Origin of the sequence: Pseudothauera nasutitermitis (genome assembly GCF_004801295.1) — a bacterium.
Lineage (GTDB): Bacteria > Pseudomonadota > Gammaproteobacteria > Burkholderiales > Rhodocyclaceae > Pseudothauera > Pseudothauera nasutitermitis.
On sequence record NZ_SSOC01000001.1, the window covers coordinates 357,778 to 380,075 of the forward strand.

General features: G+C 66.7%; 20 protein-coding genes and 3 tRNA genes. 12 read left to right on the top strand and 11 right to left on the bottom strand.

Annotated elements, in window-relative coordinates; all coding sequences use genetic code 11:
* Positions 1 to 131 precede the first annotated feature (131 nt).
* The 7 genes from rimP to pnp all read left to right on the top strand — a co-directional run bounded on the left by rimP (position 132) and on the right by pnp (position 8,827).
* A complete protein-coding gene (gene rimP / locus E6C76_RS01690) occupies positions 132 to 560 on the top strand; it encodes a ribosome maturation factor RimP (protein WP_136346535.1) in 429 nt (142 codons plus the stop codon).
* A 27-nt stretch (positions 561 to 587) separates the two neighbouring features.
* Entirely contained in the window at positions 588 to 2,063 is a 1,476-nt protein-coding gene (gene nusA / locus E6C76_RS01695) for a transcription termination factor NusA (protein ID WP_136346536.1), read from the top strand.
* Between the two features lie 13 nt (positions 2,064 to 2,076).
* The gene (infB, locus tag E6C76_RS01700) at positions 2,077 to 4,860 is read left to right on the top strand and encodes a translation initiation factor IF-2 (protein WP_136346537.1); all 2,784 of its coding nucleotides are present in this window, start codon (positions 2,077 to 2,079) and stop codon (positions 4,858 to 4,860) included.
* Between the two features lie 2 nt (positions 4,861 to 4,862).
* Positions 4,863 to 5,243: a 30S ribosome-binding factor RbfA gene (gene rbfA / locus E6C76_RS01705; RefSeq protein WP_136346538.1), complete on the top strand. Its 381-nt coding sequence runs from the start codon at positions 4,863 to 4,865 to the stop codon at positions 5,241 to 5,243.
* A 57-nt stretch (positions 5,244 to 5,300) separates the two neighbouring features.
* A complete protein-coding gene (truB, locus tag E6C76_RS01710) occupies positions 5,301 to 6,218 on the top strand; it encodes a tRNA pseudouridine(55) synthase TruB (protein ID WP_136346539.1) in 918 nt (305 codons plus the stop codon).
* Positions 6,219 to 6,294: 76 nt separating this feature from the next.
* Entirely contained in the window at positions 6,295 to 6,564 is a 270-nt protein-coding gene (gene rpsO, locus E6C76_RS01715) for a 30S ribosomal protein S15 (RefSeq protein WP_136346540.1), read from the top strand.
* Between the two features lie 160 nt (positions 6,565 to 6,724).
* Positions 6,725 to 8,827, top strand: a complete 2,103-nt coding sequence (pnp, locus tag E6C76_RS01720; protein WP_136346541.1) for a polyribonucleotide nucleotidyltransferase — start codon at positions 6,725 to 6,727, stop codon at positions 8,825 to 8,827.
* Between the two features lie 96 nt (positions 8,828 to 8,923).
* Here the strand turns inward: pnp and dksA are convergent, their stop codons facing one another.
* On the bottom strand, positions 8,924 to 9,349 hold the full coding sequence (dksA, locus tag E6C76_RS01725; protein ID WP_136346542.1) for an RNA polymerase-binding protein DksA: 426 nt from the start codon (positions 9,347 to 9,349) through the stop codon (positions 8,924 to 8,926).
* A gap of 407 nt (positions 9,350 to 9,756) precedes the next feature.
* Here dksA and E6C76_RS01730 point away from each other — a divergent pair, with 407 nt between their 5' ends.
* The 4 genes from E6C76_RS01730 (at position 9,757) to E6C76_RS01745 (ending at position 11,329) form a co-directional block, all read left to right on the top strand.
* Positions 9,757 to 10,854, top strand: coding sequence for a bacteriohemerythrin (locus tag E6C76_RS01730; protein WP_168734207.1), 1,098 nt, complete (start codon positions 9,757 to 9,759; stop codon positions 10,852 to 10,854).
* Between the two features lie 172 nt (positions 10,855 to 11,026).
* Positions 11,027 to 11,103, top strand: a tRNA-Pro gene (locus tag E6C76_RS01735).
* 27 nt (positions 11,104 to 11,130) lie between these two features.
* A tRNA-Arg gene (locus tag E6C76_RS01740) sits at positions 11,131 to 11,207 on the top strand.
* Between the two features lie 46 nt (positions 11,208 to 11,253).
* Positions 11,254 to 11,329, top strand: a tRNA-His gene (locus E6C76_RS01745).
* Between the two features lie 67 nt (positions 11,330 to 11,396).
* On the opposite strand, the gene E6C76_RS01750 is transcribed toward E6C76_RS01745, so the two are convergent.
* The gene (locus E6C76_RS01750) at positions 11,397 to 11,732 is read right to left on the bottom strand and encodes a c-type cytochrome (RefSeq protein ID WP_168734208.1); all 336 of its coding nucleotides are present in this window, start codon (positions 11,730 to 11,732) and stop codon (positions 11,397 to 11,399) included.
* A gap of 195 nt (positions 11,733 to 11,927) precedes the next feature.
* Here E6C76_RS01750 and E6C76_RS01755 point away from each other — a divergent pair, with 195 nt between their 5' ends.
* Entirely contained in the window at positions 11,928 to 12,326 is a 399-nt protein-coding gene (locus E6C76_RS01755) for a c-type cytochrome (RefSeq protein ID WP_136346545.1), read from the top strand.
* Positions 12,327 to 12,430: 104 nt separating this feature from the next.
* On the opposite strand, the gene E6C76_RS01760 is transcribed toward E6C76_RS01755, so the two are convergent.
* The 9 genes from E6C76_RS01760 to nosZ all read right to left on the bottom strand — a co-directional run bounded on the left by E6C76_RS01760 (position 12,431) and on the right by nosZ (position 22,205).
* Positions 12,431 to 13,045, bottom strand: a complete 615-nt coding sequence (locus E6C76_RS01760; protein WP_136346546.1) for a nitrous oxide reductase accessory protein NosL — start codon at positions 13,043 to 13,045, stop codon at positions 12,431 to 12,433.
* Positions 13,042 to 13,692 carry a hypothetical protein gene (locus E6C76_RS22330; RefSeq protein ID WP_230976127.1) on the bottom strand — a complete coding sequence of 217 codons (651 nt, stop codon included), beginning with the start codon at positions 13,690 to 13,692 and terminating at the stop codon, positions 13,042 to 13,044. Before E6C76_RS22330 ends, E6C76_RS01760 begins: the two co-directional genes overlap by 4 nt.
* 6 nt (positions 13,693 to 13,698) lie before the next feature.
* Positions 13,699 to 14,238 (bottom strand): nitrous oxide reductase accessory protein NosL, encoded by a 540-nt coding sequence (locus E6C76_RS01775; protein ID WP_136346547.1) that lies wholly within the window; start codon positions 14,236 to 14,238, stop codon positions 13,699 to 13,701.
* 35 nt (positions 14,239 to 14,273) lie between these two features.
* Positions 14,274 to 15,089 (bottom strand): ABC transporter permease, encoded by an 816-nt coding sequence (locus tag E6C76_RS01780; RefSeq protein WP_136346548.1) that lies wholly within the window; start codon positions 15,087 to 15,089, stop codon positions 14,274 to 14,276.
* A gap of 19 nt (positions 15,090 to 15,108) precedes the next feature.
* Positions 15,109 to 16,008 (bottom strand): ABC transporter ATP-binding protein, encoded by a 900-nt coding sequence (locus tag E6C76_RS01785; RefSeq protein ID WP_211090100.1) that lies wholly within the window; start codon positions 16,006 to 16,008, stop codon positions 15,109 to 15,111.
* Positions 16,009 to 16,048: 40 nt separating this feature from the next.
* Positions 16,049 to 17,341: a nitrous oxide reductase family maturation protein NosD gene (locus tag E6C76_RS01790; RefSeq protein ID WP_136346549.1), complete on the bottom strand. Its 1,293-nt coding sequence runs from the start codon at positions 17,339 to 17,341 to the stop codon at positions 16,049 to 16,051.
* 14 nt (positions 17,342 to 17,355) lie between these two features.
* Complete coding sequence (locus tag E6C76_RS01795) at positions 17,356 to 17,781, bottom strand: transcription regulator (protein WP_136346550.1); 426 nt, start codon at positions 17,779 to 17,781, stop codon at positions 17,356 to 17,358.
* Between the two features lie 16 nt (positions 17,782 to 17,797).
* Positions 17,798 to 19,993, bottom strand: a complete 2,196-nt coding sequence (locus E6C76_RS01800; RefSeq protein WP_136346551.1) for a NosR/NirI family protein — start codon at positions 19,991 to 19,993, stop codon at positions 17,798 to 17,800.
* Between the two features lie 253 nt (positions 19,994 to 20,246).
* Positions 20,247 to 22,205, bottom strand: coding sequence for a TAT-dependent nitrous-oxide reductase (gene nosZ / locus E6C76_RS01805; RefSeq protein WP_136346552.1), 1,959 nt, complete (start codon positions 22,203 to 22,205; stop codon positions 20,247 to 20,249).
* Positions 22,206 to 22,298 lie beyond the last annotated feature (93 nt).

Below are 22,298 nucleotides of genomic sequence, written 5' to 3' on the forward strand. Positions count from 1 at the left end.
TCGACAACCGGCTATAATCCAAAGGCTTTTTTGGACCCGGGCGGATCTGGTGGATTCGGCGGGTCCGGCTGTTTCCGGTTGAGTTCAACAGGGATGGGCGTTTCGCCCATTTTTTATTTGTGGGCGGTCAAATGAATCTGGAAGCTCTCGTCGAGCAGGTGGTGAGCGGCCTCGGCTTCGAACTCGTGGACTTCGAGCTGTCGCCGCGCGCGCGGCTGCTGCGCGTGTTCATCGATATCGAGCGCGGCATCACCGTGGACGACTGCGCCACGGTCAGCAACCAGCTCACCCGGGTGTTCGAGGTGGAGAACGTCGATTACGACCGCCTCGAGGTTTCCTCGCCCGGACTCGACCGGCCGGTCAAGAAACTCGCCGATTTCGAGCGTTTCACCGGGCAGGAGGCCCAGGTGCGTCTGACGCTGCCGATCGGCAATCAACGCAATTTCGTCGGCGTGCTCGGCGGTGTGAAGGACGGTGCGGTGCTGCTGCGCACCGAGAAGGGCGAAGTCGCTCTTCCCTTCGACGACATCGAGAAAGCGCGCCTTGTCCCCAAGTTTTGAGCATTCGGATGTGGAGGTTTTGAGGAAATGAGCCGCGAAATTCTGCTGCTTGTGGATGCCCTGGCGCGCGAAAAGAACGTCGCCAAGGACATCGTGTTCGCCGCGCTGGAGTCGGCGCTCGCTTCCGCGACCAAGAAGCGCATCCATGACGATGCGGACGTGCGCGTGACCATCGACCGCGAGAGCGGCGACTACGAGTCGGCGCGCCGCTGGGTGGTGATGCTCGACGAGGAAGTGACCAACGATGAGGCCGAGATGGGCATCATCGATGCGCGCGAGATCAATCCGGACATCCAGATCGGCGAGTACATCGAGGAGCCGCTGGAGCCCATCGACTTCGGCCGCATCGGCGCGCAGGCCGCCAAGCAGGTGATCCTGCAGAAGATCCGCGACGCCGAGCGCGAGCAGGTGCTCAACGACTTCCTGGAACGCAAGGAATTCCTGGTTTCCGGTTCGATCAAGCGCATGGAGCGCGGCAACGCGATCATCGAGGTCGGCCGCATGGAGGCCGTGCTGCCGCGCGACCAGATGATCCCCAAGGAAAACCTGCGCGTGGGCGACCGCGTGAAGGCCTTCCTGCTGCGCATCGACCGCGGCGCGCGCGGCCCGCAACTGATCCTGTCGCGCACCGCGCCCGAATTCCTGATGAAGCTGTTCGAGCTGGAAGTGCCGGAGATCGAGGACGAACTGCTGGAGATCAAGGCCTGCGCCCGCGATCCCGGGCTGCGCGCCAAGATCGCCGTCAAGTCCAACGATCCGCGCATCGACCCGATCGGCACCTGCGTGGGCCTGCGCGGCTCGCGCGTCACCGCGGTGCGCAACGAGATCGGCGGCGAGCAGATCGACATCATCGTGTGGGCGCAGGACCCGGCCCAGTTCGTCATCGCCGCGCTGCAGCCGGCGGAGGTGGTGTCCATCGTCGTCGATGAGGAAACCCACGCGATGGACGTGGTGGTGGACGAGAACAACCTCGCCATCGCCATCGGCCGCAGCGGGCAGAACGTCAAGCTGGCCTCCGAACTGACCGGCTGGACCATCAACCTGATGAGCGAGGAAGAATCGGCCGAGAAGTCCGAGCGTGAGCGCGAAGGGTTGCGCAGCCTGTTCATGAGCAAGCTGGACGTGGACGACGAGGTGGCCGACATCCTGATCGACGAGGGCTTCTCCTCGCTGGAGGAAATCGCCTACGTGCCGCTGGCCGAAATGCTGGAAATCGAAGCCTTCGACGAAGACACGGTCAACGAGCTGCGCAACCGCGCGCGCAACGTGCTGCTGACCGAAGCCATCGTCACCGAGGAGCAGCTGGAGAAGGTCTCCGACGATCTGCTCGGCCTCGAAGGCATGGACAAGGCCCTCGCCGCCGAACTGGCCGGCAAGGGGGTTCGCACCCGCGACGAGTTGGCCGACCTCGCCGTAGACGAGCTGGTCGAGCTTGCCGGGATTGACGAAGAACGAGCCAAGGCGCTGATTTCCACGGCCCGCGCCCATTGGTTCGAAGAGTAATGGGAGGGCATCGATGGAACAGATGAGCGTGACCCAGTTTGCCGGCGAACTGAAAATGCCGGCCGCGGTACTGCTCGAGCAGCTCAACAAGGCCGGCGTCGAGAAAAGCGGTGCCGACGATCTGTTGAGTGAACAGGACAAGTCCCGGCTGCTCGAGTACCTGCGCCGCTCCCACGGTGACACCGAACCGAAAGGCAAGATCACCCTGACCCGCAAGCAGACCACCGAAATCCGCGCGACCGACTCCACCGGCCGTGCGCGCACGGTGCAGGTCGAAGTGCGCAAGAAGCGCACCTTCGTCAAGCGTGACGAACTGATCGCCGATCTGCAGGGCGAAACCGAGGAAGTCGCGCCGGTCGAAGCCGTTGCCGCCGTGCCGGTGGCCGAGCTGCCGCCCGAACCCGAGCACGTGCCGGAGCCGGTCGTCGAGGTGGTCGAGAGCGCTCCGGAGCCGGAGCCTCAACCGGAGCCCGAACCCGCGCCGCCGGTCGAGCCGGCGCCCGCTGCCGCGGCCGAAGTGCCCGCCGCCGAGGCCGGGGAGGCGCCCGCCGCCGCACCCGCCGCGCCGGTCAGCATCACCGCGCTGCTCAGCGACGAAGAACTGGCCACGCGCGAGCGCGAAACCCGCCGCCAGCGTGAACTGCTGGAACGCCAGGCCGCCGACATCCGTGCCCGCCAGGAGCGCGAGGCTGCCTCGCGCGCCGCTGCCGAAGCACGCAAGGCCGAGGAAGAGGCCCGCGTGCGTGCCGAGGCGCAGAAGAATGAAGCCGCGGCCGCCAAACCGGCGGCCAAGGGGCCCAGCGGCACCCTCCATCGTCCGGCGAAGACCGAAGAGAAGGGCAGCAAGGACGTCAAGCGCGGGGCCGGCCGTACCGATACCCGCAGCGATGCCGACAGCGCGCGCCGCCGTGGCGGGTTGAAGACCCGCGGTGAGGTTGGCGGCGGTGGTGGCGGCTGGAAGGGCGCCAAGGGCGGCGGTCGTCATGGCGGCCGCCACCAGCAGGACGATCGTTCCAGCTTCCAGGCGCCAACCGAGCCGGTGGTGCGCGAGGTGCACGTGCCCGAGACCATCACCGTGGCCGATCTGGCCCACAAGATGTCGGTGAAGGCCACCGAGGTCATCAAGGCACTGATGAAGATGGGCACCATGGTGACCATCAACCAGGTGCTGGATCAGGACACCGCGATGATCATCGTGGAAGAAATGGGCCACAAGGCGCTCGCCGCCAAGCTCGACGATCCCGATGCCTTCCTGGAAGAAAATGCCGAGCACAAGGATGCCGAGTTCAAGCCGCGTGCCCCGGTGGTGACCGTGATGGGCCACGTGGACCATGGCAAGACCTCGCTGTTGGACTACATCCGCCGCGCCAAGGTGGCCGCCGGCGAACACGGCGGGATCACCCAGCACATCGGTGCCTACCACGTGGAAACCGCGCGCGGCATGATCACCTTCCTCGACACCCCGGGCCACGAAGCGTTCACTGCGATGCGTGCCCGCGGCGCCAAGGCCACCGACATCGTCATCCTGGTGTGCGCGGCCGACGACGGCGTGATGCCGCAGACGCGCGAGGCGATCCACCACGCGCAGGCGGCCAACGTGCCCATCGTGGTGGCGATCACCAAGATCGACAAGCCGGAAGCCAACGCCGACCGCGTCAAGCAGGAACTGGTCGCCGAGAACGTGATTCCCGAAGAGTATGGCGGCGAGGTGATGTTCGTGCCGGTGTCGGCGAAGAGCGGGCAGGGCATCGACGAGTTGCTCGAAGCCGTGTTGCTGCAGGCCGAGGTGCTGGAACTGACCGCGCCGGACGACACGCCCGCCAAGGGCCTGATCATCGAAGCGCGCCTGGACAAGGGCCGCGGTCCGGTGGCCTCACTGCTGGTGCAGTCCGGCACGCTGCACAAGGGCGACGTGCTGCTGGTCGGCGCCACCTTCGGGCGCATCCGCGCGATGCTGGACGAAAACGGCAAGCCCATCGACGAAGCCGGCCCGTCCATTCCGGTCGAGATCCTCGGCCTGTCGGACGTGCCCGGTGCCGGCGACGAGGCCATCGTGCTGGCCGACGAGAAGAAGGCGCGCGAAATCGCCCTGTTCCGCCAAGGCAAGTTCCGCGACGTCAAGCTCGCCAAGCAACAGGCCGCCAAGCTGGAGAACATGCTCGAGCAGATGGCCGAAGGCGAGGTCAAGAGCCTGCCGCTGATCGTCAAGGCCGACGTGCAAGGTTCGCAGGAAGCCCTGGTGCATGCGCTCAACAAGCTGTCCACCGACGAAGTGCGCGTCAACGTCATTCACGGCGCGGTCGGCGCCATCTCCGAGTCCGACGTCAACCTGGCGCAGGCTTCCGGTGCGGTCATCCTGGGCTTCAACACCCGGGCCGACGCCGGCGCGCGCAAGCTGGCCGAGAGCTTCGGCGTGGATATCCGCTACTACAACATCATCTACGACGCCGTGGATGAGGTGAAGGCAGCGCTGTCCGGCATGCTGGCGCCCGAGAAGCGCGAGGAGGTCATCGGCCTGGTGGAGATCCGTCAGGTGTTCAACATCTCCAAGGTCGGCGCGGTGGCCGGTTGCTACGTGCTCGAAGGGCTGGTCAAGCGCAATTCGTCCGCGCGCCTGCTGCGCAACAACGTGGTCACCTGGAGCGGCGAGCTGGATTCGCTCAAGCGCTTCAAGGACGACGTCAAGGAAGTCAAGTCGGGCTATGAGTGCGGCCTGCAGCTGAAGAACTTCAACGACATCCAGGAAGGCGATCAGCTCGAGGTCTTCGAGGTCCGCGAAGTCGCCCGGACGCTCTGACGATGGCCAAGGAGTTCTCCCGCGGCCAGCGCGTGGCGGAGCAGATCCGCCGCGAGCTGGCCGAGCTGATCCGGCTGGAAGTGAAGGATCCGCGCGTCGGCTTCATCTCGCTCACCGAGGTGGAAGTCACGCCCGACTACGCCCATGCCAAGGTGTACTTCACCTCGATGCACGGCGAGGAAGGGCTGGACGAAATCCTCGCCGGGCTGCGCCGCGCCAGCGGCTTCCTGCGCCGTGAGCTGGGCCGGCGGGTGCGCATCCACACCACGCCGGAACTGCACTTCCAGTACGACAAGTCGCTGGAGCAGGGCAGCCGCCTGTCCAGGCTGATCGACGAAGCGGTGCGCGAGGACGAAGCGCGCCACGATCCCAAGGAAGATTGACGCCCGGCACGGCCCGCGCCGTGCCGGTTGCGCCGGTTCCCATCCCCGCCTTCCATCATGCAATTCCGCCACAAGCGCCGCCCCATCGACGGCGTGCTGCTGCTCGACAAACCGCAGGGGCTGAGTTCCAACCACGCCCTGCAAAAGGCGCGCCGCCTGCTCAACGCCGCCAAGGCCGGGCATACCGGCACGCTGGATCCGATGGCCACCGGCCTGCTGCCGCTCGCCTTCGGCGAAGCCACCAAGTTCTCGCAGATGCTGCTCGACGCCGACAAGGGCTACGAGGCCGACGTGCGCCTGGGGGCGGAAACCGATACCGGCGATGCCGAGGGCGAGGTGATCGCCAGCGCGCCGGCCACGGTCGATGAAGCCGCCGTGCTGGCCGCGCTGGACGGCTTTCGCGGCACCATCCAGCAGATTCCGCCAATGTTTTCGGCGCTCAAGCGCGACGGCAGGCCGTTGTACGAGTACGCCCGCGCCGGCGTGGAAGTGGCGCGCGAGGCGCGCACCATCCACATCCACGAACTGGAAGCGCTGGGTTTCGACGGCGCCACGCTGCGCATCCGCGTGCTGTGCAGCAAGGGCACCTACATCCGTACGCTGGCGGTCGATCTGGGCCGCGTGCTGGGTTGCGGCGCGCACCTGAGCGCCCTGCGGCGCACCCGCATCGGACCGTTCACGGCAAGCGACGCGGTATCCATGGAAACCCTGGAGGCCGCCGCCGAAGGTGCCGCGTGCGACGCGCTGCTGGCGCCCGCCGACGCGCTGGTGGCGCATCTGCCGGCGATCGAACTGGACCCGGCATCCGCCGCCCTGCTGCTGCAGGGACGGCAGTTGCCGCTGCCCGGCACCTCGGCCGGTCTGCTGCGCCTGTACGCGGGCGGCCGCTTCCTGGGGCTGGGTGAAACCGACGGGGCGGGGCGCTTGTTGCCGAAACGCCTCGTCGCAACCGGAGAGGGCGCGCCGGGCGCCTGATTTTGTTTGAATTTCCGCTGCGGACTCGGCTATAATCCGCCGCTTCTGATTGACAGAACAACGAGTACGAACGCACATGGCTCTCGATACCACTACCAAGGCGCAAGTTGTTGCCGACTACCAGCGCGCCAAGGGCGATACCGGTTCCCCGGAAGTGCAGGTGGCCCTGCTGACCGCCCGCATCAACGGCCTGACCGGCCACTTCAAGGCCAACGCCAAGGATCACCACTCCCGCCGCGGTCTGCTGAAAATGGTCAGCCGTCGCCGCAAACTGCTCGACTACCTGAAGCGTACCAACGCCGACGGCTACCGCAACCTGATCGAGCGTCTGGGCCTGCGCAAGTAAGTCGCCGGTCGTGACCAGCCCGTCAGCGCCGAATTCGGCGAACTAAGCCGGCAAAGCCGGGGCGTGCCCAAACGGGCCGGCCCGGCTTTGTTGCTTTGCGCGTCCGGGCGTCCCATCCATGCAGTTGTAGTCCGCTGCACTCTGAATAAGGAATATTCCCTTGCCTAACGCCATCAAGAAAACCTTCACCTACGGTGCCCACACCGTCACCCTGGAAACCGGCGAGGTCGCCCGCCAGGCCGGCGGCGCCGTCCTCGTCAACATGGATGACACCGTGGTGCTGGCCACCGTGGTCGCCGCCAAGGATGCCAAGCCGGGCCAGGACTTCTTCCCGCTCACCGTCGATTACGTCGAGAAGTTCTACGCCGCGGGCCGCATCCCCGGCGGCTTCTTCAAGCGCGAGGGCCGTCCGAGCGAGAAGGAAATCCTCACCTCCCGCCTGATCGACCGGCCGATCCGTCCGCTCTTCCCGGACGGCTTCTACAACGAAGTGCAGATCATCGTCACCGTGCTGTCGCTCAATCCGGAAGTGGATGCCGACATCCCCGCGATGATCGGCGCCTCCGCCGCGCTGGCGATCTCCGGCGTGCCGTTCAACGGCCCCATCGGCGCCGCGCGCGTCGGTTACGCCAACGGCGAATACCTGCTCAACCCCACCGCCGAACAGCTCAAGAGCAGCGAACTGAACCTGGTCGTGGCCGGTACCGCCAGCGCCGTGCTGATGGTTGAGTCCGAAGCCCAGGAACTGTCCGAGGCCGTGATGCTGGGTGCCGTGGTGTATGGCCACGAGCAGATGCAGAACGCCATCAACGCCATCAACGAACTGGTCGAAGTGGCCGGCAAGCCCGAGTGGGACTGGCAGCCGCCGGCCGCCAACGAGGCGCTGATCGCCCGCGTGAAGGAACTGGCTTCCGCCGAGCTGGAGCAAGCCTTCAACATCACCAGCAAGCAGGCGCGCAGCACCCGCATCGCCGAGATCCAGAAGCACGTCATCACCACGCTGACCGAAGGCGTGGAAGACGCGCCCTCGGTCAACGAACTGAAGGACATCTTCTTCAGCCTGGAAGCCGGCATCGTGCGCAGCCGCATCCTCAACGGCGAGCCGCGCATCGACGGGCGCGACACCCGCACCGTGCGTCCGATCGACATCCGCGTCGGCGTGCTGCCGCGTACCCACGGTTCCGCGCTGTTCACCCGCGGCGAGACCCAGGCCATGGTGGTCGCCACGCTGGGCACCGGGCGCGACGAGCAGATCATCGACGCGATCGCCGGCGAGTACCGCGAAAACTTCCTGCTGCACTACAACTTCCCGCCGTTCTGCACCGGCGAGACCGGCCGTTTCGGCGTGACCAAGCGCCGCGAAGTCGGCCACGGCCGTCTGGCCAAGCGCGCCCTGGTGGCTGCACTGCCGAAGGGCGAGGACTTCAGCTACACCATCCGCCTGGTTTCGGAAATCACCGAATCCAACGGTTCCAGCTCGATGGCCTCGGTGTGCGGCGGCTCGCTCGCGCTGATGGACGCCGGTGTGCCGCTGAAGAACCATGTGGCCGGCATCGCCATGGGCCTGATCAAGGAAGGCAACCGCTTCGCCGTGCTGACCGACATCCTCGGTGACGAGGACCACCTCGGCGACATGGACTTCAAGGTGGCCGGTACCGAGAACGGCGTGACCGCCCTGCAGATGGACATCAAGATCCAGGGCATCACCAAGGAGATCATGCAGGTCGCGCTGGCCCAGGCCGGCGAGGGCCGCCAGCACATCCTCGGCAAGATGAAGGAAGCGCTGACCTCCGCCCGCGGCGAAGTCTCCGAGTTCGCGCCGCGCATGATCACCATGAAGATCAACCCCGAGAAGATCCGCGACGTGATCGGCAAGGGCGGCGCGGTGATTCGCGGCCTGCAGGAAGAAACCGGCACCGTCATCGAGATCGAGGACGACGGCAGCATCACCATCTCCTCGGTGAGCTCCGAGGGCGCCCAGGCCGCCAAGGAAAAGATCGAGGCGATCACCGCCGAGGTCGAAGTGGGCAAGGTCTACGAAGGCACCGTGCTGCGTCTGCTGGACTTCGGCGCCATCGTCAACATCCTGCCGGGCCGCGACGGTCTGCTGCACGTTTCGCAGATCGCCAACGAGCGTGTCAACAACGTGGGCGACTACGTCAAGGAAGGCCAGGTGGTGCGCGTGAAGGTGCTGGAAACCGACGAGCGCGGCAAGATCCGCCTGTCCATGAAGGTGCTGCTGGAGCAGCAGAGCGCCGGCTGAGCCGTGCGGACGGCATGAAAAAGGGACGCTTCGGCGTCCCTTTTGTTTTGTGCCCCGCGCCTTCGCGGGTGGCCCCGGCGTGGCCGGCGCGCTGGCTTACTTGGCGACCTGGCGTTCGCGCATTTCCTCCAGCGTCTTGCAGTCGATGCACAGCGTGGCGGTGGGGCGGGCTTCCAGGCGCTTCAGGCCGATCTCCACGCCGCAGCTGTCGCAGTAGCCGTATTCGCCGTCGTCGATGCGGCCGAGCGCCTCGTCGATCTTCTTGATCAGCTTGCGCTCGCGGTCGCGGTTGCGCAGTTCCAGCGCGATGTCGGATTCCTGGCTGGCGCGGTCGTTGGGGTCGGCGAATACCGTGGCTTCGTCCTGCAGGGTATGTACCGTGCGGTCGATGTCGTCCATCAGTTCGCGCTTCAGGGTATCGAGAATCTCACGGAAGTGCGCCAACTGCTTTTCGCTCATGTAGTCCTCGCCCTTGGCCGGAACATAGGGCGGGAACTGCTTGTGCAGGGTGTCATCGGGCATGGCTGCGATGTCCGTTGTTCAGGGAAGCGACTTAATAGCAGAAACGTTCCGGGTGGGCAAGGGCGGATTCCGGGGCCTGTGAAGGCCAGGCGAGTGGCCCGCCCTGGAGCGTGTTCCGGAGCCGTCCGCTCGTGCAAACGATCGCCTAATCCCTTGGATGTAGAAGGAAGATGCGTCGGAAGCATGATGGATGGACCTGCAGGCACGACTCTTCCCGGTTCTGGCGTAGCCTTGAAAGGTTTACGGAATGCGCCGCGCGGATATGGCGCGCACTATGCGCTTCGGCATAGAATTCACTCATTTCCGAAATGGTCTTTGGCGCCGCTAGTGGCGCCAAGGCGCAGGCTGTGCGCCGTGGGCGGTGGATGGGCCGTCCGCAGGCGCGCTCTGACGATAGGGCAATAGGCATGAACGAGCTTTCTCCGCTGGCATTGCCCGATCGGCCGGCGCTGACCGTCGAGATGCGGCTGCGCCGTGCCGAATGGCAGATCGAGCGCGCGCAGAAGGTGGCCGTGATCGCCCTGGCGGATCTGGCCGAGCATCGCGACCGGGCCACCGGCGAGCACGTGCTGCGCGTGGCGCGCCTGACTCACGAGATGGCCCGCCACCTGGCCGAATCGGCTGAGCGGCCCGAAGAGCTCGATGACGATTTTCTGCGCCAGGTCGGCATCGCCAGCATCCTGCACGATGTCGGCAAGATCAGTGTGCCGGACAGCATCCTGCACAAACCCGGGCCGCTGACCCCGGAAGAGCGCAAGGTGATGGAGCGCCACGCGGTGGATGGCGGCGCAATGCTGAAGCGGGTGGAAACCCTGTTGAGCGGCAGCCGGCAGTTCGAACTGGCTGCGGAGATCGCCGTGCATCACCATGAGCGCTGGGATGGCAAGGGTTACCCGCATGGCCTGGCCGGAGCCGCGATTCCGTTGTCGGCCCGCATCGTCGGCGTGGCCGACGTGTTCGATGCGCTCAGTTCGGAGCGTCCCTACAAGCGTGCGTGGACGCAGGCGGAAACCCTGGAATACATGCGCGCAGGGGCCGGCACCCAGTTCGATGCGCGCATCGTGGCCGCGCTGCACGGCGTGCTCGAGGAGCGTGACCGCACCCGCCGCATCGTCTGGCAGCCGCACATGACGCTGGGGCACCCGCTGATCGACCACGATCACCAGACACTGCTGGAACTCGTGAATCAGGTGTCCAGCCCATTGACCCGGCGCGACCCCGTGGCGCTCGAATTCGTGCTCGACGAACTGCTGGCCTACACGGTCTACCACTTCGCACGCGAAGAAAAGCTGATGGAGGCCGCGGGCTATCCCGATCTGGCGCAGCACAAGCGTGTGCATGCCCACATGATCGCCCAGGTGCGCGAGCTGCAGGCCCGGCTGGCCGAGGCAGACGAGGCGCTGGGGGACGAACTGCAGGCTTTTCTCGAACGCTGGCTGGTGGAGCACATCCTGGGCGAGGACCGCCGCTACATCCCCTTCGTGCGCGCCGATGCCGAACTTTGAGGAGAGGGGGCGAACGGCACATTTTCCACCCTGTCCGCTTTCCGGCAGGGCGATGTCTGCGGGGATGCCGTCCGTTGCGCGCAAGCCGCCAGGGGTAATGATTTCGACTGTTCGGGCGAGGCGAGAAAGCCGTTTGACGGCCCTTGGGCGAGTGTGTATGATTCGCGGCTCTCGGGGTGTAGCGCAGTCCGGTAGCGCGCTTGCTTTGGGAGCAAGATGTCGGGGGTTCGAATCCCTCCACCCCGACCAGCTCACCCCCGGATGCCCGCGTGGAATCTGCCCGTAGCTCAATTGGATAGAGCACCGGCCTTCTAAGCCGGGGGTTGCAGGTTCGATCCCTGCCGGGCAGGCCAGAGTGAAAGTTTCCGGGTTTCGCCGCAAGGCGGAATCCTGATGGTGGCGGCATTAGCTCAGTTGGTAGAGCGTTGGATTGTGGCTCCAAAGGTCACCGGTTCGAAACCGGTATGTCGCCCCACACAAACAGAAAAAGCCCCGATCGCCCGGGGCTTTTTGCTTTTCCGGGCGTCCGTGCCGCGTCTGGCTCAGAGGCCCAGGATCCACTTCACCACGGCTTCGGCCTCGGCCGCGTTGATCTTCGCCGAAGGCGGCATCGGCGCCTGTCCCCAGATCTTCGCATCCGAGCCCTTGAGCACGCGTTCCGCCAGCACGGGCACCGCGGCGGCCTTGTCGTCGGCGTAGCGCGCGGCGATCTCGGAATAGGCCGGGCCGACCACCGTGCGGCCGCTGAGCAGGTGGCAGGTCGTACAGTTGTTGGCCTTCAGTACGCCGGCCAGTTCGGCGGGCGGCGGGCTGACCGCGGCGGCGGGCAGGGCCAGGCCGGCGGCCAGGACGAAGAGGGCGGTCGTTCGGGTTCTCATTGATTGTTCCTCCCTTGCGGTGGATTGGTTGTCGATGTTGCCAGTGTAATCGAGCCGGGATCGCGCCGTCATGTGGCCAGGAGTCCGATACGTGGGCGGAATTGATGGGAGTCAATCCAATTTGCGCGGGGGCTCTCTAGCATTTGGACCCGTGGCCGTGTTGGCGGCCATCCCGACAGATCAGGAGAGAACCTAATGAACAAGATTTCCCTTGCCGCTGCCGCGTCGCTGGCGGTTCTGCTCGCTGCCTGTGGGCAGGACGCACCCGCGCCCGCCGCGCAGCAAGCGCCTGCTCCGGCTCCCGTCGCCCAGGCCCCGGCTGCACCGGCTCCGGCGGTGAATACGGTGGGCGAGAGCGTCTATAAGAAGACCTGCGCGCTGTGCCATGCGGCAGGTGTGGCGGGTGCGCCGAAGCTGAAGGACAAGGCCGATTGGGAGCCGCGCCTGGCCCAGGGCATGGAGACCGTGTATGACCACGCGATCAACGGATTCACCGGCGAGAAGGGCATGATGCCGGCGCGCGGTGGCGGTGCTTCGCTGACCGACGATGAAGTGAAGGCCGCGGTGGATTACATGGCCTCGACCGTGCAGTAAGCGGCGGATGTTCCGTGCCCGCGCGAAGTGCGCGGGCGCCGACGGAATGTGGAACGGGGAGCCCGAGGGCTCCCCGTTCTGTTTTTGTGCGCCCGCAACGGGTGTCAGTGCGGGTGCGTGGCCGCGCGCAGGGTGGCGAGGCGTTCCGGCGTGATTGCTTCGAAGACGAGTACTTCGCCGCCATGCCGCGCGGCGAAGGTGGTGGCTGCCCCGGCGTCGCGAAAGGCCGGCAGGTCGGGGCCGCGCATCGGGCCGGTGGCGCTGGAGCCGCTGACGAAATGGGCCGTGCGTGCGTCGATCCAGCCGCCTTCCTGATGATCGCTGACGTACAGCGCGAGAATGCCGGCGTCGGCGCGCTGGACATCGTAGCGGCCGGGGTCGGCGAGGAACAGCAGCAGATCCACCGGCGAATCGAAGAAGTGCGCGGCGCCGTCCGTGAAGATGAGCTGGGCGGCCCAGCCCGGGTAGCGCGCTGGATACATGCCGCAGATCGGGCAGCGCGCGTCGGCCGGCACGGCGCGTGCTGCCGCCACCGGCAGGCCGCTGGCCGGATCGTACGGCGTGGCGGCGAATCCGCGCGGCGGGGGGACGATGCAGATGTCGTCCTCCGGCGGGGTGAAGCTGGCGCCCGGCGGCGCCTGCGGCGGAAGCACGAAGGCAGCCGCGAGCAGGGCGGCGAGCGCCGCCCCCGCAGGGAGCAGGACGGCGGCGCGTCTCATCCGTGGCGGGTGAGCAACGGATCGGCCAGCACGGCCTCCAGTACCGCGCGCAGGTTGTCCCAGGGGTCGCGGCCCGGACGGGTCAGCGGATCGGCGACGACCCGGCCGTCGGCGCGGTGCAGATGCTGGGGGCCGTCGCCGGCCAGCGCATGGCCCGGCGCGGTGTCGATGCCCAGGGTGGCGCCGTCCGGCGTGGTCCAGCGCAGCGAGTATTCGTCGGCGGAGAAGTAGTGGGCGGTGAGCTGCACGCCGTCCGGCAGGGTGAGCAGCAGGGCGTCCTGGCGCAGTTCGGCGTGGATGCTGGCGGGTGCGTCGGGCAGGGCCAGCGCGGCGTGCAGCTGCAGGTTCGCGGAGGCGTCCGGCAGTGCGTCGCCGTCCTCGCCCTTCAGGCGGGCGGCCATCAGGCTGCGGGCGGCGTGGCGGGTGGCGTCCAGCGTGCGCGCCGCGAGGTAGTGTTCGTATACCGGGTGCTCGCTTTCGCCGGAGGCGGCCAGTTCGCGTGCGCGGGCGAGCAGCTCGCCGGGCTCCTCGGCCTGGTATTCGGCGAGAATCTGCCGGCGGTGTTCGCGGGTTTCGTACATCAGGCGGGCAAGCCGTTCCATTTCGAAAGCCTGCTCCGGTTCCATCGCCTCGTAGATCGGGTCCATGCTGTTTTACATCCTCTGGTCGTGAAGAGCGCCGCCGTCGAGCACCACCATGTCGGGCTGGACGTCGGCAAAGCGTACGATCTGGCCGCCGAATTCGCCGGCGAACTTCTGCGCGTCTTCCTGGCTGGAGAAGGGCGCGATGGTCGGGCCCATGGCGCCGCGCCGGTTCGAGCCGTGCACGTACCAGGCGCCGCGCGCCTCGATCCAGTGGCCCACCGGTTCGTCCCAGCTGGCCTTGCCCATGTCCTGCACGTAGATCGCGCGCACCTTGCGGATCTGCTCCGGGCTCAGGTAGATGGAGAACATCTCCACGGTGTCGCAGAAGAAGTCCGGCTCGGCCGCCCCTTCATAATGGATCTGCGCCTTGGGGCCAGGGTAGTCGGCCAGCAGCATGCCATCCAGGGCGCAGGAGGTGCTGCGGTCGATCTCGACCGGCACCAGCGCGCCGGTGCCAGTGGAGGACTGTCCGCAGGCGGCGAGCAGGCCGGTGGCCGCGCCGGCCAGCAGGAAATGCCGGCGGTTGAAGCAGCGGTGATGGGTGCACATGGGTTTTCTCCTGAAGATGCCGGCTGCGGGCCGGTCTATTTTCCGAAGCGCCAACTGGCGATGCCCAGCGGCGCGGCGATCCAGCCGAGCATGACCAGGGCCAGCAGCCAGGGCTCGGCGAGCGAAGGGGGGAGCACCGTGGCCAGCCCGTACAGCGTGCGCACGTCTTCCAGACTGAAGATGTTGAGGATGCGGAACACGTCGGCCGGATTGAGCAGCAGCAGCCAGGGGAAAAGGTCGCCGCCGTACTGCCCGCCGGTGACCACCAGGGCGCCCAGCAGCAGCAGGTCGAACACCAGCACGAAGAAGAACCACAGGGCGATGGCCAGCCCCGAGGCGCGCGTGCGGTCGGCGGCGAATACCGACAGCATCACCGCCAGGCTGAGGAAGGCCATGCCCAGCAGCACCGAGGAAGCCATGAAGCCGAAGTAGTGGAACAGGGCGTTGAGATCCAGTTGCGCGGCCAGCACTATCGCCACCAGGCCGAAGCCGGCCACGGTGGAAAAGGCCAGCGCGCCGGCCAGACCGAGGTATTTGCCCAGGATCAGCTCGAAGCGGGTGATCGGCATGGACAGCAGCAGGTCCAGCGAGCCGCGTTCGCGCTCGCCGACGATGGCGTCGAAGCCCAGCAGCAGGGCGATCAGCGGGATCAGGTAGATCACCAGGCTGACCAGGCTGGCGATGGTGACCTCGATGGAGCGGAAGCCCACCGCGCCCTGCTGGGCGGCGCCGAAATAGGCGATGACCAGCGCGAACACGGTGAACACCAGCGCTACCGCCAGCACCCAGCGGTTGCGGATGCGGTCCCAGAATTCCTTGCCGGCGATGGTGGCGACTTGCGAGATTTCCATGGTCGTGTCTGCCCCTTCGTCAGTCCGAGAAACCGAAGAACACGTCTTCCAGCGACGGTTCACGCACATGCAGGTCCAGCACCCGCCCGCCCAGGGTGGCCAGCGCGGCGAACACCGCCATCTTGGCTTCGCGCCGCACCTGCACCGCCACGCGGCCGTCGTGCGCCTCGATGGCGACCACCGGCAGGCTGCCCAGCGCGTCGCGCACCGCGGTGAAGTCGGCCTCGGCCACCCGCAGGTCGAACCACAGCGGCAGGTCCATCTCTTCACGCAGCGCCTGTACCGTGCCCAGTGCCTGCACCTTGCCCGAGGCCATGATCGCCAGGCGGTCCACGCGCTCCTGGATCTCGGCCAGGATGTGCGAGGTGATCACCGCGGTCACCCCTTCGGCGCGCAGGCCGCGCAGGATCACGTAGAACTCGCGGATGGCCTCCGGGTCCAGGCCGGTGGTGGGTTCGTCGAGGAAGAGGATCTGCGGCCGGCCCAGCAGGGCCTGCGCGAAACCCAGGCGCTGGCGCATGCCCTTGGAGTATTCGCGCACCCGGCGCGCGGCGGCATGGGCCAGGCCGACGCGCTCCAGCACCGCGCCGCAGTCCGCAGCCGGCGCGTTCTTCAGCTTGGCGAAGAAGTGCAGCGTCTCCAGCCCGGTGAGGTTGTCGTAGAGCACGACGTTTTCCGGCAGGTAGCCGATCCTGCGCCGCACGGCGCGGAAGCCGCCGCCGCTCACCGGCGCGCCGTCGATGGTGATCTCGCCCGCGCTGGACGGGATCAGGCCCAGCAGCATCTTGAACAGCGTGCTCTTGCCCGCGCCGTTGTGGCCGATCAGGCCGAACAGTTCGCCGCGCTGCACGGCGAGATCCACGCCGTCCACCGCGCGTACCGCGCCGTAGTGCTTGGCGGCGCCGCGCACGCGGATCACCGCTTCGCCGGGCGCATCGGGGGCACCGCCGGCGAGGGGCTCAGCGGCTGCCTGGATAGTGCTTTCCACGCCAGTCTCTCCAGTTCTCGTTCTTGGGCTGCATGCGCGGGTTCGGGTCGACCACGCTGGGGGCACGCAGCAGGGGGAATTGCTGGCCTACAAGACGCAGCGTCTGCACCGCCGGGCTGGCGAGCAGTAGTTTCATCAAGGGGTGGCGCCAGGACAGGCGGTCCACCAGATCGTTGGCTTCGTAAGGCACGTCGCCCAGGCCGTCGCCGTTGCGGTCCCAGCCCAGGTAGTTGCTCCAGTGGTTGCCGGCTTCTTCGCCCCACACCATGTCGCGCGCGCCCACGTAGCGCACCTGTTCGCGGTTGCCGACGAAATCGTTGAGTTCGATCTCGTTGTTCTTGGAGCCGGCCCACAGGTGCACGCCGACGATGTTGTCGGTGACCAGATTGCCGCGCAGGGTGTTGTATTCGGCATCGTAGATGAAGAAGCCGCGCGAGTTGCCGGCCACCACGTTGTTCTCCACCACCGCATCCTGGATGGTGCGCAGCATGATGCCGTGGTCGGAGTTGGCCCACACCCGATTGTTGCGCACCATCTGGTCGCGCACTTCCATCAGCGCCAGGCCGCCGCGGTTCATCCACACGTCGTTGTCCTCCCACAGATTGCGGTAGGAATTCATGTAGTGGGTGCCGTAGCGGCTGTGGTGCAGGCGGTTGCCGCGGAACACCGCATCGTGGCTCACATCCACGTACAGCGCGTCGCGCACGAAGCTCACGTTGTTGCCGATGACCTGCACGCGCCGGGTGTTGTAGAGCTGGATGCCGTTGCCGCGCATCGGCGAGCGGTATTCGCGCTTTCCCGTGATCAGGTTGCCCTCGATCCGCACGTCGTTGGCCTGTTCCACCCACAGACCGAACAGGCTGTAGGTGATGTCGCAGTTGCGGATCACCGCGCGGTGCGAGCCGGGCCAGATGTAGATGCCGGCGTTCTGCTCGCGCAGGCTGTCGCCGGAGTCGGAGACGATCAGCCCTTCGAGGGTGACGTCTTCGGCGGTGACGCGGATCACGTCGCCCTTGAGCCCGCCGCTGATGGTGGGGCGATCCACGCCACGCAGGGTCAGCGGCTTGTCGATGCGCAGGTTTTCCGCGTAGCGGGCGCGCTGCACCTCGACCACGTCGCCGGCGCCGGCCGCGTCGATGGCGGCCTGGATGGATTCGCCCGGACGCACCGTCCACACCGTGGCCGCGCCCGCGGGCAGGGCGAGCAGGGCGGCGAGCAGGGCGCAGGCGCGGAGCAGGGCGGAGCGGTCCGGAAACTGGCGCATCGGCACGACCGTCCTTACAGCACCAGCAGGCCGGTGGACTTGAGCGCGATGAACAGGGCCGCGCCGATCAGCAGGTTCTTGAAGCCGACGTAGCACAGCATGTCCATCAGCGTGGCCCTGCGGTAGCGCCGGCCCCACCACGGGCCTTCCTTGACGTAGGGTTTGGAGCCCAGGCGCACCACCACCTCGAACACGCTCCAGCCGAACCACCAGCCGATGATGGCGCCGGCTTCCAGACGGCCCAGCGCGGCCAGCACCCACATCAGCGTGGCGCCGGCGGCCAGCGCCAGGCCGGCGGCCTGAAGCGCGCGCTGGCCGGCGAAACCACGGCGGCTCCACGGCCACAGGTGGTCCCAGATTTCGGCGGCGATCAGGCCCAGGGTGCCGTGGCCGGCGTAGGGCGGTTCGACCGGGTCGGTGGGCATCGTCGGGTTGACCATGGGGTTCTCCTTGTCCTCAGGCGGCGGCGGGCTTGGCGGCCGGCACCGGCTTGATGGGAATATAGTAGCCGTCCGCGCCGATCGGCGTCAGCGGCAGGCCGGCCTTGGTGCGCCGCTTGCGCTCCTGGGCCAGCGGCGGGCAGGCGTGATCGTCGGTGTACAGCACCATGCAGTCCAGGCACAACATGCATTCGCGCGGGTCGATGCGGCCGTCCTTGTCGATCGCCAGCGAACCGCAGCCCTTTGCACAGGCCTTGCAACTGTCGCACTCCTGTTTGCGCTTCAGGCCGAACCAGCGGAAGGTGGTGGGCATGGCCAGCGCGGCGCCGAGGGGACAGAGGTATTTGCAGAATGGCCGTTCGATGAAGATCGACAGGCCCAGCAGGCTGGCGGCGAACAGCGTGTAGGGCCAGCTGCGGTTGAACAGCCCCACCAGGAAGGTGGTCTTGAACGGTTCCACCTCCGCCAGCATCTCGGCCAGCGTCATGGAGAACACCGACACCGCCAGCAGGCCGAAGAACACCGCGTACTTGATCCACTTCAGGCGGTCGTGCAGGGCCTGGGGCAGCTTGAACTGGTAGCGCTTCAGGCCGATCGCGCCGCCGACCTTGTAGAGCAGCTCGGAGAGCGAGCCGAACGGGCACAGCCAGCCGCAGAACAGCCCGCGCCCCCACAGGAAGACGGTGACGATGATGAAGATCCAGAACAGGAAGATGAACGGATCGGTGAGGAACAGCTCCCAGGTCCATTGGAACAGCAGGGCGTGGAACCAGGTGAGCACCTGGGTGATGGAGGGCTGGGCCATCAGATGGAAGCCCACGTAGCCGATGCTGATCACCCAGGCGGTGTACTTGAAGGCGTTCACCGGCCACTTGTTCTTGTGCGTGGAAGCACGCGTAAGGCGGTCGCGCTGGGCATACACCGCGGCCACCGCCACCAGCAGCACGGCGAACAGGCCGATTTCCAGCGCGCGCGTCTGCCAGACGCGCAGCCATACCGGGGTGGGCTTCTTGATCGCCGGACGGCCGCCTTCCAGGTAGTGGGCGGGAATCCAGAATTCGGTGTCGAAGTTGGCGAAGCTGCGCTGGCCGGTGGCGCGGTCGACGCGGTTGCCGAGGAACACGAACTTCCACGGATAGGCGGCGGAGAAGCTCGCGCTCTGGTGTTCCGGGCGGATGATGAAGATGGCTGATTCATCGTAGGCTGGCGCGCCGGCGGCGGCCAGGCCGTACAGGTTGCGGTAATCCAGGTCGCGGAAGGTGAAGGTGTCGGAACCCTGGCGCACCTGCACGCGGTCGTACAGGCCGCCGCGCACGAAACCGGAGCCCTTGAAGGATTCGCGCCCGCCGCTGCGGAGGACGAACAGGGCGTGCTCGTCCTCGCGCAGCTGGGTCATCAGGTTGCGCCAGGCGGTTTCGCCGAGAAGTGTGCGTCCCACGTCCGGCTGGTTGAGGTAGCCGAACCACAGGTCGATGAAGGGCGCTCCGCCGTCGCGGGGCAGGCCCACCTGTTCCGGACGCACGGTGAGGCGCTTCACGCTGCCTTCCTTGACCAGCGCGCCCCAGTCGAGCGCCGCGCCGGTTTCCTTGAGGCGCGCCGGCTCGCGCACCACGGGCTCCAGGATGCCGACCTGGCGGGCCACCGCGCCGCCGGAGGCCATCATCACCTGGTTCTGCGCGATCACCGTGACCGTGGCCCCGGAGATGGCGTCCAGGCCGATCACGTCCTCGCCCGGGCGGGTGCGGCCCACTTCGATGTTGGCGCCGACGAATTTGCCCAGGTATTGCTCGTTGAACTTCACCATCGCCGATTCGGGGATGCCCAGCAGCAGGATGGGTTCGGAGTGCTTGAGGATCTTCACCCCGGCGAAGTGGCCCTGCGGGCCCATGCCGATCAGGGTGACCACCGGCTTGCCCGAGTAGGCGGGAATGTCGGTGATGTCGGTGGACAGCATGACGTAGCCCACCAGTTCGCGCCGGCCATCGCGCTGGGCGTAGCCTTCCACGTAGAACGGCCGGCCCTTGCGTTCGCTGAATTCGGTGGCGCCGGGCAGCACTTCGCTACAGGGCGCGTAGCTGCACAGATCGGGCGCGGTGTTGATTTCGTCCGGCAGCCGGGCGTTGTAGGCGTCGGCCAGGGCCGTAGGGACCAGCAGGGCCAGTGAAACTGCGCCGAGCAGATTGCGCAGGAAGGCCGGTATTGTCGTTTTCATGTTCTCTGGAGGGGCGCTGCGGAGTTGTGCATGGTTGCGGCCACTCTAGAAGCGGATGCTTAAGTTGTACTTGTTCCGTATCAATTCACCTGGATGGCCTTTGTGGTCGGGCGCGCAGGCAAAAAAACGAGGGGCACGCGGCCCCTCGAAGAGATCACCCGATCGACCCGCTCCTGGCAGGAGCGGTTTGCACGGAGCGAGGCGCGAACCTCGCCCCAGTGCGCGGTGACGCAGTCGGAATATCGTTGTCGGCTCAGGCCTCGACGATCATCCGGCCGCGCATTTCCAGGTGCAGCGCGTGGCAGAAGTGGGTGCAGTAGTACCAGTACACACCCGGCTTATCGACCTTGAAGGTCACCGACGCGGTTTCCTGCGGATTGACGATGAAGTTGATGTTGTGGTTCGGGATGGCGAAGCCGTGGGTGAGGTCCTCGATCTTGTCCAGGTTGGTCAGGATGATGGTGACCTCGTCACCGCGCTTGACCGTGAATTCGCGCGGATCGAAGGCCGGCGCCAGCGAGGTGATCTTCACGGTGACCTTGTTGCCGTTGCGGGTCACGCCAGCTTCCTTCGGATCCTTGACGGCCAGCGGGAACTCGTCGAGCGAGTAGACCTGCTTCGGATTCAGCAGCTCACGCTTGAAGATGATGAAGTCGTGCGGCTCCGGGCGTACCGGGTGGTCGGCCACCAGCTTCATCTTGTCGCCGGAGATGTCGACGATCTGCTCGGTTTCGGCGTGCAGCGGGCCGACCGGCAGGAAGCGGTCCTTGGAGAACTTGCAACCCACCATCAGCCACTTGCCGTCGGCGGCCACGGTTTCCGACTGCGAGGCGTTGGTGTGGCCCGGCTGGTAATGCACGTCCAGGCGGTCGACCACATACTGTGCGGAGGTGTCGCCACTGTGGAACTTGATGGCCGCGTCGATGTTCCACTTGACCATCTGGCTGTCCAGGAACAGCGTGGTGTAGGCGTTGCCACGACCGTCGAAGGCGGTGTGCAGGGGCCCCAGACCCAGTTCGACCTCGGCGACGATGGCCTGGTCGATGTCGGCCAGCTTGCCGTCGAACCAGTCGAGCACCTTGGCCAGTTCGATCACCGTGGCAGTGGGCGACAGCTTGCCGGCGCAGATGAAGTACTTGCCGTCCGGGCTGGCGTTCACGCCGTGCGGGTTCTTCGGCACCGAAACGTAGCCCACCAGTGCGGTGGCGGGGTCGGCGTTGGTGGCCTTGGTGCCGTCGACCACGGGCACCTTGGAGTCGCCGTAGGTGGTGAACTTGCCGTCCTTGACCGCCTGCTCGATGCGCGCGATGTTGAAGAAGATGCACGAGTCGCGCTCGGCCGACATCATGCCTTCATAGTGGTGGCCGCCTTCGGTGTTGTACTGGTTGGACGCCGCCAGCTTGCCGTCGTAGGAGGTGGCAACCAGGTCGCAGTTGCCGTCGATCAGCACCTGCCAGCGCACTTCCATGGTTTCCGCATCGACGCAGGAGAACAGCGCGCGGTACTTCTCGGTGTTTTCCGTGTCGCGCCCGTCGTTGGGCAGCGGGGTGTGGAACTCGGCGCCGCAGAACACGCGGGTGGTGTAGTTGATCGCCGGGTCCACCGGGTCGCGCTTGTCCGGGAAGATGCCGTGGAAGCCCTGCACATTGGGCAGTTGGGTGATCTTGTCGCAGATGAAGTAGTCGAGGCGGATACGCGCGATGCGGCTGTTGATCTTGTCGTTGATCCAGGCGTAGCGGCCGTCGTAGTTGCCGTCCTTGTAGGAGGCGTGGGTGTGGTGGGTATCCGCCACGGTGTAGCGCAGGCTGCCATCCGGCTTGGTGCCCATGATGGCCTTGGATTCGTTGGTGTGGCCCCAGCCCACCAGCGCGTCCGGCACGAAGCACGGCACGCGGTGCAGTTCGCGTCCGGAGGGCAGGCCCAGCACGCGGAAGTCGCCGGTGTGGCCGCCGGACCACAGGCCGTAGTAGGTGTCCAGTTCGCCCGGTTCGAGGTGGTACTTGCCGGCAGCGCCGGCGCTGGCCGCAGCGGCGGCCCGCGGAGCGGCGGCCGGAGCCGCGGCGGCGGGGGCCGCTGCCTGCTCCTGTTTGCAAGCCGACAGGCCCACGGACAGGCCGGCGCCGGCCAGGCCGGCGAAGGCCGCGGTGTTCAGGAATTTGCGACGGCCCTGATCGGGTTGGGCGTCGAGCGTTGTGGTTTGGTCTTGGCTCATGGTGGTGCGGCTCCCTTCAACAAGAGGTGATCGGTGATCGGCCCTGCGCGGCCCGTGTCCACGCGTGCGTCGTTTTGACGCTGCGACGATTTG

Bases quoted from the DNA above. Each gene is read 5' to 3' on its own strand.
- E6C76_RS01755 (WP_136346545.1), top strand. From the start codon at position 11,928: ATGAACAAGATTTCCCTTGCCGCTGCCGCGTCGCTGGCGGTTCTGCTC.
- E6C76_RS01800 (WP_136346551.1), bottom strand. From the start codon at position 19,993: ATGAAAACGACAATACCGGCCTTCCTGCGCAATCTGCTCGGCGCAGTT.
- E6C76_RS01790 (WP_136346549.1), bottom strand. From the start codon at position 17,341: ATGCGCCAGTTTCCGGACCGCTCCGCCCTGCTCCGCGCCTGCGCCCTG.
- infB (WP_136346537.1), top strand. From the start codon at position 2,077: ATGGAACAGATGAGCGTGACCCAGTTTGCCGGCGAACTGAAAATGCCG.
- E6C76_RS01775 (WP_136346547.1), bottom strand. From the start codon at position 14,238: ATGTGCACCCATCACCGCTGCTTCAACCGCCGGCATTTCCTGCTGGCC.
- nusA (WP_136346536.1), top strand. From the start codon at position 588: ATGAGCCGCGAAATTCTGCTGCTTGTGGATGCCCTGGCGCGCGAAAAG.
- truB (WP_136346539.1), top strand. From the start codon at position 5,301: ATGCAATTCCGCCACAAGCGCCGCCCCATCGACGGCGTGCTGCTGCTC.
- dksA (WP_136346542.1), bottom strand. From the start codon at position 9,349: ATGCCCGATGACACCCTGCACAAGCAGTTCCCGCCCTATGTTCCGGCC.
- E6C76_RS01730 (WP_168734207.1), top strand. From the start codon at position 9,757: ATGAACGAGCTTTCTCCGCTGGCATTGCCCGATCGGCCGGCGCTGACC.
- rpsO (WP_136346540.1), top strand. From the start codon at position 6,295: ATGGCTCTCGATACCACTACCAAGGCGCAAGTTGTTGCCGACTACCAG.
- E6C76_RS22330 (WP_230976127.1), bottom strand. From the start codon at position 13,692: ATGGACCCGATCTACGAGGCGATGGAACCGGAGCAGGCTTTCGAAATG.
- rimP (WP_136346535.1), top strand. From the start codon at position 132: ATGAATCTGGAAGCTCTCGTCGAGCAGGTGGTGAGCGGCCTCGGCTTC.
- E6C76_RS01780 (WP_136346548.1), bottom strand. From the start codon at position 15,089: ATGGAAATCTCGCAAGTCGCCACCATCGCCGGCAAGGAATTCTGGGAC.
- rbfA (WP_136346538.1), top strand. From the start codon at position 4,863: ATGGCCAAGGAGTTCTCCCGCGGCCAGCGCGTGGCGGAGCAGATCCGC.
- E6C76_RS01750 (WP_168734208.1), bottom strand. From the start codon at position 11,732: ATGAGAACCCGAACGACCGCCCTCTTCGTCCTGGCCGCCGGCCTGGCC.
- E6C76_RS01760 (WP_136346546.1), bottom strand. From the start codon at position 13,045: ATGAGACGCGCCGCCGTCCTGCTCCCTGCGGGGGCGGCGCTCGCCGCC.
- nosZ (WP_136346552.1), bottom strand. From the start codon at position 22,205: ATGAGCCAAGACCAAACCACAACGCTCGACGCCCAACCCGATCAGGGC.
- E6C76_RS01795 (WP_136346550.1), bottom strand. From the start codon at position 17,781: ATGGTCAACCCGACGATGCCCACCGACCCGGTCGAACCGCCCTACGCC.